The sequence below is a fragment of the Sedimentisphaera salicampi genome (assembly GCF_002117005.1).
GTDB classification, from domain to species: domain Bacteria; phylum Planctomycetota; class Phycisphaerae; order Sedimentisphaerales; family Sedimentisphaeraceae; genus Sedimentisphaera; species Sedimentisphaera salicampi.
This window is the reverse complement of record NZ_CP021023.1, coordinates 23,396-43,830: the sequence shown is the minus strand read 5'-3', so window position 1 is coordinate 43,830 and position 20,435 is coordinate 23,396. Positions and strand designations below refer to the sequence as shown.

Below are 20,435 nucleotides of genomic sequence, written 5' to 3'. Positions count from 1 at the left end.
TTCAACACTCCTTCACTCTTAAAATACCGTATGCTACTATATCACTGTTTAAATCGGCTCGTTGAGGGGCTGCCTGTATTTCTTCGATTTTTTGTTTATAATCCATTTCTGCTGATTTCAATTCGCTTGTTCTCATTCGAATTATTTTATCATCATCAGCATTATTGATTATATCCTGATATCTGCTCACTCTCGCTTTGTGGCTTACAGAAAGACTTTTTTCCTTGTATTCAGCATTACTCCTAACATTTTCGATATGCCTATGCCTTGCAAAACTCCAAAGCTTATAATGGCTGCTCTCGATGTCTTCCCATAACGAATAATCTGTGATTTGAGTTTCATAATCAAAATCACAGGCCTGAGCGAGAAGCTCTTCAAGATTTTCTGTTACTTCTTTAGAAGAGGCGATCGGCATAAGTTCGGTTTTTTTGGTAATGCCGGTATAAACCCATTTATAAACTGCGAAAGGATAATCCCCAGAGGTTATCCCGCTCTGGCAAACTTCCAGACAGGCTACAGGCTTATCTGTAATTTCAAGCTTAGCAGCAGCCTGCCTTACCAAAGGATGTTGGGGAGAAATCAAAGTTACATTCCTTTTATCCGCGGCGCATCTGATATCAAATGTAATTTTAAGCATTGGATTGTCGCCGCTAAGCCAATTCTCCCAAGGGCGTTCAACTGTGCTTTTGCCCTTAGGCATCTGCCTATAATCTTCAAGCAGCTTTCTTCTCACATTCTCAGAAAGGCGCAGTGTTTTTTCAATTCCTTCACCGAGTATGAATTCACTGCTTGCCATTTCGCCGGCAGCCTTGCGAATATAATTTGTTACAAGCCTCTGGACGGCTTCGGGAGAAAGCCATAAACTTGTGGCGTGTTTTATTTCATCATCAATTTGTTTCTGAGGCAAGTTTACTCCGAAAAATTCAGCCTGACGGTCTTCAAGCCTTTTCTGTTCCTGTATTTCCCTTATTTTGTTGTCGGCAAGCTGCTGAAGTTTATCATTTCGCTGCTGCTCAGTTAGCTGGTAATCTTCGGCAATTCCCTGAATTTGCTGGCTGATCTCGCCGAGAATCTCTTCACCTGCTCCAAGCGTACTTTCAAAAACTCCTATCCTTTTAAGGCAGCGTTCATATATTGCAGCGTCAACAGTATCTTTTGTTATCATATTGTAGATCAGAACTTTTTCGCTCTGCTGACCATTTCTGTCTATTCGGCCAATCCTCTGCTCTATTTTCATTGGATTCCATGGGAGGTCGTAATTAACCATACAATCACAAAATTGATAATCCAGACCCTCGCAGCCAATTTCGCTGAACAAAAGCACATCCACAGCATCATCGCTTTTTCTGTCCATCTCAAAACATTCTCTAAGCCATATCCTCTCTTCTACAGGGGTATCTCCGTTTACAAGGCCAACTCTAACGCCGTTTTCAATCAGATTTGTGTATAGGTATTTCAAAGTATGGCGGAATGTTGAGAAGACTATAATCCGGTTGTTTTCATCGCTTTGCTTTTCAGATACAATTTTCAAGAGAGATTCCAATTTTGGATCCTTGCTTCCAAGGTTTTCAGCTTTTGATATGATTTTTCTGATGTCTTGAGGAATCTTAGCGATTTTCAAAGCATCCCACTCATTAAGAAAGGCGAGTTCTTCGATTTCGGATAAATTGCGTGTAAGAATATCTTTTAGAAACGGTACAAGCCCGTTGATGCAGCTTGCTGCCTGACGCAGTATTGTGCTCATCATAAACTTGATGTTCTGATTATCATGAATCAAGGATAGAACATCTGCCTGTATCTCAAGAACCTTATCATGCACCTTTTTTTGTTCAGGAGTAAACTCAGCTTCTATAGTTTTAGGCTCCCGGACTGTAAAACTTCCAATATCCCTCCTTCTGGTTCTGTTTATCATATCGGAAAATGTATTCAGCTCTTCAATATCACGTATCAAATCCACCCGCTGCTCTGGAGACAAATTATTTTTAGCCAGCTTTTCCTGAATCTCTAAAAATTCGGGCTTATTTTTAATAACTGAACTGCCCCACTCTGTATGAGCTGCCTGTTCGAGTAAATCTTTAGCCTGAGATTGCCAGTCTTTTTCCTGAGCCCTCAGAATACTAACTGCTTTGTGTATTTTGGGATTCGGGGCAATCATTGATTGATAGGTGTTTTCATCGATCACAAGATCAGGCCTTATAACGTTCAGCAAGGTAAATAAATCGTTGCCGCCTAATTGTATTGGAGTTGCCGTGAGAAATATAACTGCTTCGGCATTATCACAGAAAAACCGTGTTGCCTGATGTGTATAGGTGCTTTGGTTCTTTATTTTGTGGGCCTCATCAACGATCACTAAATCAAACTTTGGCGGCGGATCAAGATCAAGCAGGCCCTGCTTTTTTCTCTTTCTTTTCTTTCCTTCAGAACCATACAACAGCTTTTCATCAAACAGAGAAAAAGGAATGATTGCCTTCTCATACTGCTGGGGCCACTGGCCTTCCAAATTTGTTTCTTTTATGCAATTCCTCATCATGGGCCCATCAAGCGGGGAAAATTTTTCCTCAAATCTCCTCATTTCATTTTCCCACTTTTTTTCAGTTATCAACGGCTTCGGGCATATAATGAGAACAGATTCAATCTTGTTCCTCGCTTGAAGCTCCTTTATAATAAGCCCTGCTTCAATAGTTTTTCCCACTCCAACCCCATCTGCTATAAGCAATCTGGGACGATCTGATCTCATAAGCTTGAGAACCGGGCGGAACTGATAAGGAATAAAATCAATTCGAGCTGAGTTAAGCGAATAAAGCTTTGAAAAGGAAGGATCCCTTATGAGAATGGAGGAGAGATTTGAATTGAATTCTTCAGATGTTAAGAAATTAATCTCCTCTTTTTCAGGCTCTCGAAATAGCTGAGATTCATAAAACCAGCTCTTTTTAGAATCTATAAATATCTGATAGCGGGTTTCTTCTTTTGAATCATCTATTTCTAATATTACGCCTTTTTTTTCGGGAGATGATTTTAGACAAACGAATTCGTTTATTGAAAAATTCGTACTATTCTTGGCTTCAGTTTTATCAACAGGTTCCGCCTTCTCAGCAGCTAAGGATTGTAGCTGAGCCTTGTAATTTTGGATGAATTCTTTTAACTCAGAATTGCTGCTGATAAAAGAAACAAAACGCTGAATAGTATCCAAGTCTCTATAATAATCTTCCAAATCCAATTTCTCTGCGGTTTTATGAGCCCACCGATTACGAATAGACTGCATTTCCTTCAAGTAGTTTCGCTGCTCTTTTGAAAAATTGAATTCTCCTGATAAATCGAACCAGTTTCTGTCAAGTATTCGCAGAAGCGCAGATAAATCTAATCCATCTAAAGAGGTTACTCCTTTTTGATCTACCAACATTTTTTGCGGATATGTTAAAGATGGTCTTACAATTTCTCTCCAGTAATCTTCAGAAATATCGGCTAATTCCTCACTGAGAAATGAGGCTAGCTGCACGGTAGTTTGGGAAAGTATTTCCTGAATCTTCAATTCAATTTCGCTACTATTCACGTTTAATCTCCACTAACAAAATAAGATTATTTCTTTTATTTTAATATAATAACATTCTGTATATTTTTTGCAAAACATTAATAATGTCTAAAATTCATGCTATGCTTGACTGTAAAGATAAGGGTGGTAGCATAACAAACACTTCCCCATAATTTATTTTTGAGTCTTTTAGAAGGCAGGTTTTATGGAAGAGATACGATACAGACCGATTGGGAGGATACATACCGAATTTAAAGACGGGACAGGGGTTCCGCGTCAGGCGGCGGGGGCATCTGAGCTCGCCGGCAGGATTGAGATATTTGATGAATATTTGCCCGGGCTGGAGGATTTGGAGGGGTTCAGCCATATTGTTGTGGTTTTTCATCTGCACAGAGTAAGCCAGCCGAGCCTGAAGGCTCATCCCCCTTGGGACGGCCGGCGGCATGGGGTATTCGCTACGAGAAGCCCATACCGGCCGAATCCAATCGGCGTATCGGTGGTTCGGCTTATCAGCATGGAAGGAGGAGAGCTGCACATCGCGGGCATCGATATGGCAGAGGCCAGCCCAGTGCTCGATATAAAGCCGTATGTGCCGGAATTGAATCCACAGGGAGATATCAGGCTCGGCTGGCTTGAGGGGAAGGTGAACGGGATGAACAAAAGCAAATCCGGAGACCGCTGAACACATCACAAGCATTAAAGCAGGGAGCTCTCCCGCTTGTTCCGGAAGGCCGGAAAATCAGCAAGGGCAGCACAAATCGGCTGCCCTTTTTCAGTTAACAAAATCAATCTTGCGGGGGATGTGTCTGTATTCCGTAGCCTTTGAATCCCTGAAGCCACTGCTCTGCCATCTTCACAATATCTTCATAATCAATGATGCCGTCTTTGTTGATATCGGGGCTTCTGATATCCTCGCCGAAGCCGCCCTTTTCGAGGATGTGCCAAGGCATACTCTTGCTTGCCTGATTTGTGTTTCCGTAGGCTCCCATATTGAGCCTGAAACCGTTCGGCATAGGCTCCTCTTTGAAAGGCATAAACGGATTGCCAGAATCAATGCTCGGACTGTGGACATCATCTTTCACCCATTGCCCAGGGCTTACGTTCCCGCTTGCGCTTACCACTCTGCCTGGAACGTACCTTCCAGTTTTAGATTTTAGATGGTAGTCAACAATCGGGAGAACAGGATCTGCAAACAGCGGCTCCTTATCGATATTGCCCGGGCATTCAACGAGGCTGAGCTGCTGGTAGTAATCGTCTGTGGTGTCTCCTGCTAGAGGCTCGAGCCCGTCGTCCGGCCCGTAATTATCAAGAACAGCCTCAGATGTTGGATAGCCCCCCTGCACATTGGAGTATGTTACGGGGAACTTATGGGGAGATTTATAAATCACAATCTGCGTGGGACTGTTGTACCATACAATGGAGCTGCTTACCTTTATATCAGCAGCTCGGGCGTGTATTCCTGCGCCGGGATAAATCGGCATAGGATTAACGAGCCTGTTGTTTGCAACTGTACAATTCTCCACCCTGATTGAGGTGCGGGGAAAAACGGGGGCCTCAAGAGCAGAAACCTCGCTCGCCAGCCTCCTATGAGCAAAGATTCCCGCTCCGCAGTTTGCGAGATTGTTGGAAACAACGCAGTTTTTGAGCATCATTTCCGAACCGGTTCCGCAGTAAACGCCGCCGCCTAACAAATTGCCGTCTGCGCTGTTGCTGCTGAAGGTTGAACCGTAGATCTTTGCCCTGCTTCTCCGGCAGTAGAGCCCTGCTCCTTTGCTGTTGTAGTATGCGGAATTTCTCACAACTCTGCAGTTGGTTATATTTAGAGAGGAATGCCTTATAAACCCAATGCCTGCTCCAAAACCGCCTGATTCGCAAGGGCCGAATCCCCCTGCATTGCAGTCGTGAACTCTGCTGAATGAGATGTCCGGATGGGCGCCAACACAGCCAATTCCGGCTCCCATTTCTGTGCGACAGTCAGTGATAATGCAGTTTTTGATTGTGGGGCTTGCAAACTCGCAGTAAATCCCCGCTCCGATCGGATGCTCAGGCGATAAATTCCAACGCATATCATCTTCTGGGATTTCAGAGCCGCTCACGAAACCGTTTTCAATCGTAAGATTTCTTATAACGGTATCACGCCTCTCGCCCTGATGAACATAGAAACCTCGTGAGATAATCTTTTGCGGCGGGTCTTCCACTGCAGGCATAATCACAGAGCAGTCTATAACGGTTGCTCTCGGTCCTTTTGCCCCGCGCACTGTTATTGCCTTCCCGAGCAGATCGATGTTTACATTTCCCTGGCCTGAGTATGTTCCCGGGGCAATTTGAACAGTCTGTCCGTCCTGAGCAGCATCTACCGCCTGCTGAATGGTTGGGTAGTCTTCAGGCACGTTTATAACATCAGGCTCATCATGCTCTACTTTTAGGGCTACCGAAAGATTATCTATAAACGCATCACGTCCACGAAGGCTGATGTAGCACGTGCCTTCATCTGAGTAAAGCTCGAGTTTCTGGTGGCCGGACTTAAGAGCTGCAGGCTTTGTCCATTGATGACCGTCTGAAGAAACCGAATAGCAGAAATAGCCCCTGCGGCTTACCTGCGAATCATCGTTATTATCTTCCATCTTCAGATCGAACTCAATATAGCCCTTTACCGCATCAGCATTCTGCGCGGAAACCAGAGGGAAACAGTAATTCAGATGCGCAAGCTTACCCTTGAAATCGTTAAACAGCACTCCCCTTTGATTCACCGAATCAGTGTGATAGATGCTGGTGTAAACAAGATAAGGCTCTGCCGGCGGGAATGCAGCCTCAGGCCAGAAAACTGAATGGTCGTAGCTGTCATCAACTGCCTTGTCTGTTTCGAAATTATCGGTATAGGTGTATTCCCATGGATCGTTATTTTCAACAGATAAGCCGGGCGAGACAAGAGCTACTGAAACAGCAATAACTAATAATAATTTCAAATAATTCATTTTAAAACTCCTATGAAAAACAACATAATTAATGAACAACATAACGGGCTGCTTGAAGTGTATCGGCGGGTGGAGCTAATCTAATCAGCTCGCTGACTCCATCATACAAAATCTGATGGCGGAAAGTCAAATTAAATTTCTTCAAACCGCAAAAAATGCGGTATTCTCAATTATTGATTTAGCATTTTAAGCAATTTTTACAGTGAAACGCACAAGATCAAGCCTGTTTATAACCATATTTTTAAGGCGCATAATTGCAAGGCGGATTCGGATCAGTGCATGTAAGCCAGTCTGAGGCGAGCAGGCTGTAATCGCTTAAATCTGTTATGCAGTCCTGATTGATATCGCCCGGGGGATATGGATGGTCGAGATCGCCGCAGAAGAAAGGCGGAGATTCAACAGTTATCTGATAATTGCCGGTTCTCTGGCCGTGCGGGTTGTCATGCTCCACCTTGAGGATATACTCTCCCGCCGTGAGGTTGTATGAAACGGAATCACTTCCGCTAACTTCAAATGATCCGGGAGAATCATATGTCTTTTTGCTGAAGAGCCTGAACCATAAACTCCCTGAGATGTATTCGGTGCCTGTGATTGTGTACGTCCCGTCGGAAGGAGCTGTGAAGGAATAATAATCGAGATCGTAGTTTAAGTTGGTGGAATAATCGATGGAAGCGTTAAAGGTTGAGCCATCGTTCACCAGATGCATTGCCTGAGTCCAAGAGCTGGGCTGATTGTCTGTAAAAGAGCCGGCCTCTTCTATCGTGAACTCGTAGTAACTGCCCTGATTTCTAACAAGCGAGTGATTAGGTGATATTCTAAAGGTGTATGTTTTATCCTCTGGCGCTGCAAAATATTTGTCGACATAGCTTTCTATCAACGGGCTTTGATAGATATCTTCATACATGGCGTATTTTATCTTGCTGTCTTCCGAGCCGAACGGCTGATAAAGTCGGATTTTATAGATCTTTCCCTCCTGAGCGTTGAATGTAAAGTAGTCTGCTGCAGCGCCGTCTGAAGCGAATACAACAGTACCTGCTTTAGTTGTGTTTGCGCTTGTGATGGGAGTGGGGGCGAGGGGGTCGTTAGAGTAGTTATCGCCTATCTGACCCAAATCCTCAATGCTGAAATAATATTCACCATCACCGATAGATGAGTTTTCAGTATAGATCTTGATGTAAACAGGCCCAGGCTCTTCAACACTGAATTCGAATGAAGAATTGGGATCGAGCTCGAAGTAGGGAAAAGAGCTTTTGTGGAAACTTTCGAGAACGTCGTAGTATCCTGAGTTGTACATCTTCAGGCGTTTAAGCGATGTTGAATCCGCATGATAATTGAAACGATACAGCCGGGTTCCCGGGCAGTCGAAGACGAATATATCCTCATCATTATCAAGAGAAGTCAGATAATCGAGCGAACCTGAAACGGTAGAAGAATCGGTGTTGATGGTGGTTGCAAAGTCGAAGCGGTCTGAGTGGTCGTCTGAAATATATCCGAGATCTTCTATTACAAGCTGATAGTAGTTTCCCAGCTTCCAGTGCGAACGGTTTTGCGATTCAATACGGATTCGGCAGTCAGCGCCTGATTCTGAGAGGTATGTAACTTCGTCTTTATTGCTTTGAAGCTCCTTGCCGTTTTCATCCAGCACATCTATCCGCACATTAGTTGAATCTATGCCGGTACAGTAAATACGGTATTTTTGGTGGGAAACTGCATCGAAGGTAAAGCAGTCTTTGTCGGGGTTTGCAATATCGGCATTATCGATTACGCCTTCAACCACAGTAATCGCGCCTGTTAAGGTAATGCTGTAGGGGCTGGAGCAAATATCAGGATATGAGTCCAGAGCAAAGGACTGTTCGAGCATAGCGGTGATTTCATAGCTGCCTGCGCCGTCATAAGCCTTGATGAAGATTGGTGCTGCGGTTTCACAGTAAATATAAAACGTGCAGCTGGTATTGAAAATAGATTCATCTGAAGTAATTTCGCAGATCATCGAATTGTACTTATTAGCAGAGAAAATCTGAAATTCTTTGTAGTTCGATTCGGGATTGATGCAGGTTACCGCATATATTGATTGCGGGGATGGTATAAATTTCAGCCAGTCAACATCTCCGCCGGCATCAAGGACTCCCTCAACAAAACTTTCGTCCGCATTGAAGAGATGAGCGTTTTGCCAGTTGTTTCCAAAATCCGGCGTCTCTGCCATTGAAACGCAGCAGCAAAGAGCCAGTACGGCGATTGATAATATATTAAAACGTAAAGCAGTCATTTTATTTTCTCCTGATTACATTTTTGAGCTTTCAGTTTTGTTATAATGTTATGGATTCGTGTCATTAAGCCAGCCTTCAGCTATTGCAGCAACGTCTTGGAAATCAACATAGCAGTCTTCGTTTGTATCGCCTGGAGGCGGAGCATAACCATCCCCGCAGCGGGGTAACGGATCTTTTATGCTTACGAAATAGTCTCCTGTATAATTATTCTCAGTGCTGACCACTATCCTGCCGAGGCCTGCTGTAGGGAAGTTATGCGTTTTAGTAACCGTTTCGCCTCGGCTGACATCAAATTTAGATATTGCAGGGTGATATTCGGTGTCCCAGTAGTAAACCTTGAAAAAGACCTTCCTGTAAATCTTGTTGTAGAAATTGAAGGTATATTCGCCGGAAACAGGGATATCGAAGAGCAGGAGGTCAGAATCGTCTCCCCTGTCGCTGTAGTAATCTATGGAGCCTCCATACCAAGTCCCGTCTGTGGGCAGGCGGAAAGTATCGGAAGAGTCGAAATTGCTAGGGCGGTCATCGGGGAAAGAACCCAGGTCCCGCACGGTAAACTCGTAGTAACCACCGAGATGTAAGCCTTTATTTTCCACGCATATATACCACTTATCTTGCTGTGATGTATCAACGAAGGTTAAGACTGCCTGATCCTCGTGGTAATCAATGATCGTTGAACCGGCGGGGTCTGTGAGCTGCACTCCGAAATTTATATTTGCATTGTCAGACTTTGACACCCGCACCTCGTATTTATGCCAGTCCTGCGTGTCGAAGTAAAAATAATCCTTATCGGGATGAGTAACATAATTCGGATCGGTGTATTCCCCGAGAACAGCACCGATAATCCTTGTGTTGTCTGTTGGGATCTGCTGGGCTTGTTCCATAGTATTGGGATACAAATCTTCCGAAAACTCACTAATCAGCTCTGCCGCCACAGTATAGGACGTATCGAAATGGCGTCCTGCCATACGGATATACAGCCTGCCGGAGTCTTCTATCATATAATCTCGGCTGAAAAGGTAGGAATAAATCGCGTTGTATTCGGAGGTTGAGTAAAGTTCAATAAGAGACTCGGGATGACCGGACTCGGGGGTTCGGGCATAATAGATCTTGCAGTCTTTGTATCTGGAATAGTCATATCCGTCTATTGTAATTCGGTAGAGTGAGTTTTCATTTACATCAGCATAGAACCAATCTATATCTCCGCCGTAATTAGCGCCGAAAACAGTTCCCTTTACAGGGCCATCGCCGGGGATGATCTGATGGGCAGAATCTTTGGAATTGGAAAAGTCGTCGTAGAGAGGACCTTCAGCAGAAACCTTGAGGCAATAGTAATTCCCAACGCTTATGTCTTCGCTGTCGCCGTAAGGGGAATGCCCGCATTTTATTATAAAATCCCCGCCGTCATTCGATACCAGCGTTATTCCCTCATCTTCATTTACTGAACTAACCAGAGAGCTGCAGCTGGAATTAAGAACAGTGGCTCTTAACTGCGAAGAGTCCAGATAATCGAAGCTGATATAATAACGGTAGTTTTCCAGTGCATCAAAGGTGTAGTAGTCGGGAGCTGCGGAGAAATTTGGCTCGGAAGTATCTATAACCGCTTCTGTTTCAATATAGCCGCTTGAAAGATCCAGTTGGGTTGGGGATGAGCAGCTGTTTGAAAACGAATCAACAGGAACTGTTTTGACTGTCTGCACTTCAATATGATACAAACCCGATGCGCTGTAATCGCTGAAAACCTTGAAGTACACAGGATAGCCGTATTCGCAATAGAAAGTGGAATATTCAGTTTCAGCGTTTGAATCGAGCTTTTTTATGTTTCGTAGCTCATAGTCGGAATTTTCCATTAAGACTTTCAAATTTTTCCTGTCCGACAACCCGTTATTAAAGAACACACGATACACCGTTTCGGGCTCTGGGGTGAGGGCAAAGAAATCAATATCGGCTCCCGTTTGAAGCTCTCCTTCTATTGGATCATTATCCGGCGTGATTGAAAAGGCAGATCCTATATCATCGCCGAAATCCGGGGTCTCCGCACACAATGGCAAAACAGCAAAAGCAGACAAAAACAGAACAACAATAAATATGGCCTTAAACATACAATCACTCCTAAAAATATGTTTTCTCTAAAATTTTACCACTGCCCTCACTTCAAAAAGGCAGCAAACATATTTATAAAACCTGATGCGTTTTAAGCCCGGAAAGCTGAAGCGATGCTTAGATGTAAACAACCAAAAGTTTTACGTAAAATTATGTCAAAGGCCTAAAAGATAATATTATACTGCAACTTAGCTTAATATAATATAAACAAACTAATTACCTAAGTTTAAGTTATACCTTTTCAGCACTAAAGTCAAGAATAAATTCGAAAAAAAACAAAAATTTTGCGAAAGTTATCACAAAGCTAATGCTTAGGGCATTGATTCTCTCTGCTGAGTTTGCTAATCGCTCAAAACCGGTGATGTTTTTTCTTTTAGAATATCAAGATACAGCTTGCCGTATCCGCTGTAGGCCAGTCCCTTGGTGTAACGCCCTTCTCCATCGTCCTTCTTTGTGGGCTCAGCTGGAGAGACCGGTTCTATCTGCGTATCTTCGTGCCACTCATTCCATGATGTTATCATAATCATATCGCTGCCTTCAAGCTTCAATGCTCTCTCAAGCAACGCTGAGAATAGACTGCCGAATTCGCCTTTCTCGCCTTGTAGTTTTCTTGAGCTGGGCGTATGCCCTTTTCTAACAGCAGTGTCATTAAACCCCGGTGATACAGCGGGGATAAAATCTTTGCCAAGGTTTTCTGCTAATTGCTTCCATTTCTTATTGTTAGCCTGCCAGTGGTTCAGGTGTGAGGGCTGCACATATTTTCTTCGCCCCAGATTTCCATAAACATCATAATTGGTAACAGCATCAAGCATTGAAATACGCTTTTTTTCATAATCTCTGTTGGGAGCTGCCCAAACCTCATCCCCCGCCAAGTACACCTCATAACCATTAGCGGCAGCCCTGCTGCGTATGTTTTTTATATACCGGGCAAGCTGCTTTGTGCTTTTGGATCTTGTAATGTATATAAAAACCGCAGGCTTGCCGTCTATATGCAGATAGCCTTCTTTATTGAAATAATTCTGGCAGAGATAATCCATCTGCGAAGAAATATTTTCGCTGCTTATTGAAGGCTCAAGGAAAACGGCCAGCTCAGTATTGCCTCTGTTCGAGTTGTTAAACATTTTCTCTCTTAGAATGCTGTCACTGCCTTTGCCCCAGAAACTGACAACGAAAAAATCAATCCCTGCATATTCAGCCCATTTGTAATGCTGGCTGATCACTTCATTGTTTTGCTGATTGTACCAGCCGAGAACGGGTGTTTGCTTTGGAGATAAATGGTATCTGAGAACGGTATCTGCTCCGCCATGGAAATTATTATCGCCATGCCAGGCGTAATAATATGCCCCAACTTTGATTTCTTTTGCACCGACCGCAAATGCAGCGGATATAAAAACAAGGCAGGCAGCAAGATTACAAATTTTCATCATTTTCTCATTCCTTAAAGTTAAACCTGAACCCAAATATATCAAATCACTGAAATCCTGCAAATCTGAAAAATAAAACAAGATTCGAAAAAAGGCAGCAGCCTCGCGGGCCGCTGCCTTGTACAGTTAATATGATTTTATACTTGGCCTAGTAGTTCAAATTCAGTAAATCGGAAATCTGCGGGCCGAATTTGATAACAACGCCACTGAAAACAACAGAAACCATTGTCATAAGCTTGATGAGAATGTTCAGAGATGGTCCTGACGTGTCCTTGAACGGGTCGCCTACGGTATCACCCACAACGCCTGCGTGGTGTGCTTCTGAATTCTTTCCGCCGTAGTGTCCTTTTTCGATATACTTCTTGGCGTTATCCCAAGCCCCGCCTGCGTTGTTGAGGGTGATAGCGAGGGAAAATCCAGCAACAAGGCCGCCTGCGAGCAGGCCGAGAACACCAGCAACACCGAGAATCAGACCTGTAAGCACAGGCACGATAATCGCAATCGCTGAGGGAAGGATCATTTCCTTCTGAGCGCCCTTGGTTGAAATCGCAACGCAAGTTGCGTAATCAGGCTTCTGAGAGCCGTCAAGAATTCCGGGCATCTCCTTGAACTGCCTTCTCACTTCGTTCACCATATCGCCGGCAGCCCTTCCAACAGCCTTCATTGTCATAGCGCTGAATACGAAGGCCATCATTGAGCCGATAAAGAGCCCGCATATCATTTTCGGATTCATAATGGTGAGGTTGTATGCCTCAACGAATTTCGCCACAGGAGCGGTTTTTACAGATTCGGCTGTAAACACAAACTCGCCCACTCTGTATATACCTTCTGCCGATTCATTGGCGAGCTTACCTATCCACACGCGTACCTCTTCGAGATATGCAGCGAGAAGAGCCATAGCTGTAAGAGCGGCTGAGCCGATAGCAAAGCCCTTGCCTGTGGCAGCTGTAGTATTTCCGAGGGCATCAAGAGCATCTGTTCTGTTTCGAACTTCTTCGCCGAGCCCTGCCATCTCAGCATTACCACCTGCATTATCTGCGATTGGTCCGTATGCGTCTGATGCAAGAGTTATTCCGAGAGTCGAAAGCATACCCACAGCGGAAAAGCCGATTCCGTAGAGTCCCATAGCGGGATTGTTGAATCCGCCGCTGAAACCGTAAGCAAGCAGAATACCTATTACGATTGTTGCTACCGTGAATCCGGTGGAATACATACCGGCTGAAATACCTTCTATAATTGTTGTAGCAGGCCCCATCTGGGTTTGTTCGGCAATGCTTTTAGTAGGTGCAAATTCATCTGAGGTGTAGTATTCTGTGATTTGGCCGATGATCACGCCCACAATCAGTCCTGTTATTACAGCAGCGAAGATTCCCCAAGTGATGTAGCCTGTGAAAACGAGGATCATCAGAGCAATAACAATCATTACAGAGCTTGCAAGCGTACCTGTGAGAAGTGAGCGGAGGAGGTTTTTCTGGGAAGCCCCTTCCTTACACTTAACCATAAACATCCCGATTACAGATAGGATGATACCAATACCAGCAACGAGCATCGGAGCTACAACCACCTTGAACGGCTCGAGGCCGTGAGGCAGGTTGATTCCAAGGGCAGCACCGAGAGCGGCAGTAGCGAGTATTGAACCGCAATAGCTTTCGTACAGGTCTGCACCCATTCCGGCAACGTCGCCAACGTTATCTCCAACGTTATCTGCGATAGTAGCAGGATTTCTCGGATCGTCTTCGGGGATGCCCGCTTCAACCTTGCCAACGAGGTCTGCACCAACGTCAGCAGCTTTTGTGTAGATACCGCCGCCAACACGTGCGAACAGAGCCTGTGTTGAAGCACCCATACCGAATGTAATCATTGTTGTGGTGATCACAATGAGCTTGTGGTCGGGGTTCATACCTGCCGGCACGAGAAAGCCCCATCCTTCTCTCATATGTTCTGCGGTATAAACCAGCTTATCCAGAAGCAGATACCAAAGAGAGATATCCAATAGGCCAAAGCCCACTACAACAAGCCCCATTACGCCGCCGCTTCTAAAAGCTACGGTAAGACCCCTGTTGAGGCCTTCTCTTGCACCGTTGGCTGTTCGAGCTGATGCGTATGTAGCAGTTTTCATTCCAAGATAACCGCACAGACCGCTGAAGAAGCCGCCTGTCAAGAAAGCAAGCGGAACAAACGGGTTCTGAGCACCCACCATCGCAAGGCCTACAAATATGAGCAGCAGCACAATGAATACCACCGTTACAACCCCATACTGCCTTCTGAGATATGCATAAGCACCTTTGCGAACGTCTTCGGCAATTTCCTTCATCTTGTCTGTTCCCTCGGAGGCCTCCATCATCTTCTTGTAGAAGAATCTGGCAAATCCAAGAGCAACAAGAGAGGCGATAACACAAAAGATAGGCTCTGCCCAGCCTGTTGACACGTCTGCTTCACCGCCGTTTGAGCCCCCTGCCGCTAATGCGAGCGAAGGAAAAGCCGCAATGGCAGGCAACATAAATTTCTTAATACCTGTCATGTCCACGATTACTCCTTTTTCTTTAATAGAGTTTTACTAATATTTAAGTTAATAAAAAAACAAGACTGCGCACACTGCGCAAAAAAACCTGTATAATTGTAAAGATATGATTTGATAAATCAACAATTCGAGTGAGTAAAATTCAAAAGCCAAAATGTTGAAGGCAGTTTGTATCCTGAGGGTCTTTGCAAAACAGCCAGTTCTCTGCTAAAACGGCCAAATCCGCAATGTCGGTGTGAGAATCCTCATTAAAATCAGCCGGGGAAAGGGATTCAGTAAGCCAGTTTTCAGAAAACATCGCATAATCAAAGAGATTTACCCTGCAGTCGGGCAGATTAAATCTGCCTGAGATATCTGCCTCGCCGTTTAAGCCAGCAAAGACAAACTCGCTGCACTCGATCTGCGAAACAATTTCCTGACCAGACAGTGCATAATTAAAAATCTGGAGCTTATCGATGCAGCCGACGAAATTTTCCCTCTTCCCCGAGCCTCCAGAACCGATTAAAGGCTCATACCACTCACTGCTGAGGGCTGCCGGCGGGATTTCAGCGGAGGCATCAAGGCTGCCGTTGACATAAATGCGCATCTGCCCTTGAACCGCATCATACACAGCAGCAATATGATGCCATTGCGAATAGCTTAGCGGCGTGCTGCCCTGAAGGGTAAAGGTGTTTCCGGAAGAGCTTTTCGCACTGAAACAAACCTTCCCATTTCCTTCCGAGACTGTAAGGGGCATAATCCATACACATACTGTTGCCTCTTTGATTCCCGATATCTCGCTCGCACCTGCAGGCTGGGGCTGGATTTCAAAAACTGAATCCTCGCCCGGCATAAAGCCGACACCCTTCCCGTTTTCCGGAGCGTTGCAGTGAGTTTGGAAAGAACTGCCGAATTCAAGCCTTGCTGCCCAGTCATTTAATCCCGCTGAATCCACGGCAGCCTCATCAGGCTGCTGCTGAAATCTGTAATCCGCTGCAAGCTTCTTCTCGCTTTCACTGACTACATCTACATCAATAACCTCAGAGCCAGTTTTCCCGTAAATATCCGCAGGCACTCCCGAAGGGCCATCAGAAACCTCTATCTGGATCTGATAGTTGCCAGTCTCAGAGAAAACTGCTTCAGTACTTTGCTGAGATGGGGCAGTGAAGCTAACGCTGCCCGGGCCGGAGAGTTTGCTCCAAAGGAAGCTCTTCTGGAAGGAAGTACCCTGCGTTAAATCCCCGCAGCCCCCTATAAACGGTCTTCCATCGTCTTCAAAACTGCAAGCAAAGGGCTTGGACTCACCGAGGTATGCAATCTGGGAATCACTCGCATAAACCAGAGGCGGGTAGTTCCAGCAGCGGCTCATATCAGAAAGCTGGATTATTTCGCTCTCTGGAAGGCTCCTTGAATAAATCCTCACCTCATCTATACAGCCGTCGAAGCGTCTTTCGCCATCACCCCAGCCCGGGGCAGAATCCCTGCCTATCATAACTCCCGAGAGAGTGCAGAAAGAATGCGAATCGAGATTAACCGCCTTGGCGAGCTGGCCTCCCTGAGGCTTAACATACAGCACGGCACTTTGCGGCGCGATAACAACGGCAGTAAAAACCCACTGATTAAGCGGAATCTCAAGGCCGCTGTCGAAGCTGTATTTGCTGTCGTTCCAGTAATATGCAAGCTGGTTTTGTTTTTTGTAGAAAGCAAGGCCGCACTTGCCTGAGGCCTTGTGAGTGTTGATTATTGAAACCCACCAGTTTGGGATTGAGTGAGTTTTTATCCATGCGCAAAAGGTTGCGTTCTGAGTGTTCATACTGAACGAGGGCGCATTGATATAATCATCGAATCCATCCAGCTCGATCCCGCCCGATATGTAACCCCCACAATCTTCGGGGTTTCCTTTTGTTATTCCGGCGGCATTATTCCCCGAATAATCTCTGACTTCCCCCGAGGCGAAATTTTCAAACATCCACGCACCGGAAAGTCCGTCTGATATATCTGCGTTCAATCCTGCGGCAGCGAAAAGAACAAATATACTGATTAAAAATCTCACATCTGCCTCCTTAAAGCAAAACATTTTCCCAGTAGGCAAGATAATTTTCCCAGCCTTTCTGGAAATTTCCCTGTTTGAAAGGCGTTGTATCAATTCCTCTGCTTTCAAGGGTGCTGTAGAAATTATTTGTTCCCCAGTTAAGACCAACATTCAGGTCGTCCGGCGGATATTCACCCATATCCCCCGTTTCGACAATCCAGCGGTCTAACCTGCGGGATAGATGCTCTCTTATGGGCTGGTGGTTTGGAGACTGGGCTAAATTATTCAGCTCCCAAGGGTCTGCCTGAAGGTCGTAGAGCTCTTCTGCCGGCCGGCTTGCACCGCCTACCGTTTCCATAAATTTAAGCTGGGCAGGCTCAAGTGAACCTTGATAATACTTTGCAAACTGAACCGCATTAACTGGATACTCGTTTGCAATGTACCTGTTGAACATAGGCTCGCCCGGGTTGTTCGTGTACGGCCTTTCAGGATAAAAATTGCGAATATACTTGTATCTTTTCGTGATAACTGCTCTTATCCGATCGAAGCTTGCCCCGCATTTGTCCCTCGCTGCAAAGGCATAGTTCCTGCCGGAGGTTTGGCCGGTGAGGCCGAGGGAGAGATTTGCAGAATCGAAAACAAGCCTTCTGCCCTCTGAGGAGAACGGGATGCCGTGGAAATGATCCGGGATATCCAGACCCGCCCATTTCATCGCAGTTGGTGCGAAATCGAGCGTGCTGATAAGATCACCGCTAACGCTGCCTGCGGGAATCTCTCCCGGCCAGCGAATAATGAGCGGAATCCTAAGGCCGCCTTCATAGAGCCACTGCTTATCCCATATCTGCGGTCGGCCGTGGTCTGAGAAGAAAAAGACTATCGTATTATCCGAAAGCCCCTCTGATTCGATTCTTGAGAGCACCGAGCCCACCTGAGAATCCAATGCCTGCACTTTCTCAAGGTAGTTGGCCCAGTCTTTTCTGGTTAGCAGGTGTTCGGGATTTGAGGGAGGAAGCTCAATCTCAGAAGGCGAAACGGGATTGTCCGAGTCCTGAACAAGGCCGGCAGACCTATGGGTAAGCGAGAAGCTCACCTGAGCAAAGAACGGCTGGCCTTCCGCCCTTCCGGACCAATCCGTGCCGTCGAAGCTTTCATGCAGTCCGGGGCTCTGCCAGTTCCAGTCGCCTTTGCCCCAATTGGAGGTGTTGTCCCAGCGTCCGCAACTTGTGTAGTAGCCGGCATCGCGAAAGTAGTTTGTTATAACTCGAGCTGGGGAAGGCAGGGCATATCCGTCATCTCTGTGGCTTCGGTGGTCCTGGGCATCGAGGGTTGTCTGATACATACTGGTGAACAATCCGCTGCGGTTTGCCGAGCAGACCGGAGCCGTACAGTAAGCTCTGTCGTACCGCCTGCCCTGCTGGGCGAGGGCATCAATGTTTGGGGTGTGCACGATCGGATCGCCGAAGCAGGCGAGATCCGGCGACATATCTTCGCATATAAGCCATATTATATTCGGCCTGCTGTTTGATGAGCCGGCCGAAGAAGGCCGTATAAAAGCGCCTGCGCTTAACATAGAAGCGTTTTTAAGAAATTTTCGCCTCGAGAGATTCATATTGAAAGCCCCTTAGTAATTATTTCTTTCTGCATTTTACAGCAATTCAAAATGCAATACAAGCCCAAACATTTCGCCCCAAAATGATGCGGCAGGACTATCTCCTCGGGCTTTGTGATAGAAAAATTCACCAAGGAGTGAACACAGCCAAAAAAAGACACTCAAGTACAGCCGCAAGGGAAATAAAAGATGGGCGAACACATAGGTTCGCCCTGATTTGGCAAAGCCTTCAAATAATATCCATCGAATCCCTTGAGCCTTTCATCATGGGCTTAGCGGCAAAAATTAACATTAAATCTGCGGATAATATCAGGTTCGTTGCCTATGAACGCCCTCCCTATTCAGGGGCAGCGCCGTTTAATATCTCTTCAAGTTTGGCAGAAAGCTCTTTTGTTTTATCCGGCATCTTATCAGCAAGATTGTTTTTCTCTGCCATATCTTTTTTCAGGTCGTATAGCTGGGGTTTTCTCCTTGCACCGGTATCGATTCCCGTCTGCCAAGCGGTTTTAGGCTTTTTATTTGCCGGCATAAACTTCCAGCGTCCGCCGACAACTGCCAGCCCGCCAATCGAATCAACAGCGAGATATTTCCTGGCCCTTTCCGTTTTTCCGAGAAGAGCGGGCAGAACATTCATGCTGTCCGGAGCAGTCTTTGGCATTTTCTGATTATTCATCGCAGCGAATGAGGCAAACAGGTCTGTCTGGCTGATCAGCGCATCGGATGTTTTGCCCGCAGGAGCCTTGCCCGGCCATCTCACTATGAACGGAACGAGCGTACCGGCCTGATATCTGCTGTATTTTGCTCCGCTGTATGGCCCCCATGGCTCATGGTCTCCGAGTTTTTCCTCTGCCTGATCGTGATAGCCGTCGTCGAGCACCGGCCCGTTATCACTGGAGAACATCACAATCGTATCGTCTTTAAGCCCCATTTCCTCAAGCTCGTCGAGCAGCATCCCTACAGTCCAGTCTAACTGAAGAATGGCATCACCCCTCGGCCCCATTCCGCTTTTCCCGCGGAACTTCTCGTTTGGAAGCCTTGGAACGTGAACATCGTGCGTACAGAAATAAAGGAAGAATGGTTTTTTCCTGTTTCTGTGCATAAAATTGCACGCCTTGTCAACCAGCTTAGCAGCCATAGTCCTGTCGTTCCAGACGGCGCTCGCACCGCCCTTCATATACCCAATACGGCCAACACCGTTGATAATTGCATTGTTATGGCCGTGGGAATGCTTCATATCCAGCAGTTCGGGATTCTTTTTGCCCGTAGGAAGGCCTTCAAACGGCTTTTTAAAGCTCACATAGAGCGGGTCGTCTTCATCAAGGTTTGCCACTTCGTGATTTTCCACATAAACGCAGGGAACCCTGTCTCCGGTGGCGGGTATAATGAAGCTGTAGTCAAAGCCTACCTCTAACGGACCAGGGGCAATCTTCTGGTTCCAGTCTATCTTTGAATCGCCTAAGCCTAAGTGCCATTTGCCCACAACTGCTGTTTTGTAGCCCGCATTACGCATAGATTCCGGCCATGTATGTCTGCCGGCTTCAATAATCATATTCGCATCACCAGCTGCAATCCCTGTATCTTCCCTTCTCCAAGGGTATTCTCCTGTGAGGAGGGCGTATCTTGATGGGGTGCAGGTGGCAGAGGCAGTGTGCGTGTTTGTAAATCGAATGCCCTGTTTGGCGAGCCTGTCGATATTCGGCGTTTCGATTTCAGTTGCTCCGTAGCAGCTCACATCGCCGTAACCGAGGTCGTCTGTGTAGATAATTACAACATTCGGCTTTCTTTGCTCTTCAGCAAGTACATTTCCGCCCAGAGCAAACCCCGCAGACATCACTCCTGCAGCCTTAAGAAAATTCCTTCTTGAATAATTCATTTACTTCTCCGAGTTAAAAAATAATGAGACTGTTTCTATTTTATTATGTATTCAAGCAGTAATAATTTACCAGAAAATTTCAAATAGAGGTAAAATTAATGGCCGAAATATGAATTTTTGCAC

General features: G+C 45.8%; 10 protein-coding genes. 1 reads left to right on the top strand and 9 read right to left on the bottom strand.

The features are described from left to right. Nucleotide 1 precedes the first annotated feature (1 nt). A complete protein-coding gene (locus tag STSP1_RS00145) occupies nucleotides 2-3,550 on the bottom strand; it encodes a helicase-related protein (protein WP_226997488.1) in 3,549 nt (1,182 codons plus the stop codon). Between the two features lie 184 nt (nucleotides 3,551-3,734). Here STSP1_RS00145 and tsaA point away from each other — a divergent pair, with 184 nt between their 5' ends. Beyond that, nucleotides 3,735-4,211 (top strand): tRNA (N6-threonylcarbamoyladenosine(37)-N6)-methyltransferase TrmO, encoded by a 477-nt coding sequence (gene tsaA / locus STSP1_RS00140; protein WP_085754401.1) that lies wholly within the window; start codon nucleotides 3,735-3,737, stop codon nucleotides 4,209-4,211. A 103-nt stretch (nucleotides 4,212-4,314) separates the two neighbouring features. Here the strand turns inward: tsaA and STSP1_RS00135 are convergent, their stop codons facing one another. From STSP1_RS00135 to STSP1_RS00100, 8 genes are all read right to left on the bottom strand, one after another. Further along, a complete protein-coding gene (locus STSP1_RS00135) occupies nucleotides 4,315-6,504 on the bottom strand; it encodes a right-handed parallel beta-helix repeat-containing protein (RefSeq protein WP_161491538.1) in 2,190 nt (729 codons plus the stop codon). Nucleotides 6,505-6,745: 241 nt separating this feature from the next. Beyond that, nucleotides 6,746-8,770, bottom strand: a complete 2,025-nt coding sequence (locus STSP1_RS00130) for a hypothetical protein (protein WP_085754399.1) — start codon at nucleotides 8,768-8,770, stop codon at nucleotides 6,746-6,748. A 48-nt stretch (nucleotides 8,771-8,818) separates the two neighbouring features. After that, entirely contained in the window at nucleotides 8,819-10,873 is a 2,055-nt protein-coding gene (locus tag STSP1_RS00125) for a hypothetical protein (protein ID WP_085754398.1), read from the bottom strand. A 342-nt stretch (nucleotides 10,874-11,215) separates the two neighbouring features. Continuing rightward, nucleotides 11,216-12,301 (bottom strand): endo-1,3-alpha-glucanase family glycosylhydrolase, encoded by a 1,086-nt coding sequence (locus STSP1_RS00120; protein WP_085754397.1) that lies wholly within the window; start codon nucleotides 12,299-12,301, stop codon nucleotides 11,216-11,218. Between the two features lie 145 nt (nucleotides 12,302-12,446). Continuing rightward, nucleotides 12,447-14,819 carry a sodium-translocating pyrophosphatase gene (locus tag STSP1_RS00115; RefSeq protein ID WP_226997487.1) on the bottom strand — a complete coding sequence of 791 codons (2,373 nt, stop codon included), beginning with the start codon at nucleotides 14,817-14,819 and terminating at the stop codon, nucleotides 12,447-12,449. 142 nt (nucleotides 14,820-14,961) lie between these two features. Continuing rightward, a complete protein-coding gene (locus STSP1_RS00110) occupies nucleotides 14,962-16,851 on the bottom strand; it encodes a LamG domain-containing protein (protein ID WP_161491537.1) in 1,890 nt (629 codons plus the stop codon). Nucleotides 16,852-16,861: 10 nt separating this feature from the next. Further along, entirely contained in the window at nucleotides 16,862-18,439 is a 1,578-nt protein-coding gene (locus tag STSP1_RS00105) for a sulfatase family protein (protein ID WP_085754395.1), read from the bottom strand. A gap of 337 nt (nucleotides 18,440-18,776) precedes the next feature. Continuing rightward, a complete protein-coding gene (locus tag STSP1_RS00100) occupies nucleotides 18,777-20,312 on the bottom strand; it encodes a sulfatase-like hydrolase/transferase (RefSeq protein WP_085754394.1) in 1,536 nt (511 codons plus the stop codon). Nucleotides 20,313-20,435: the final 123 nt, after the last annotated feature.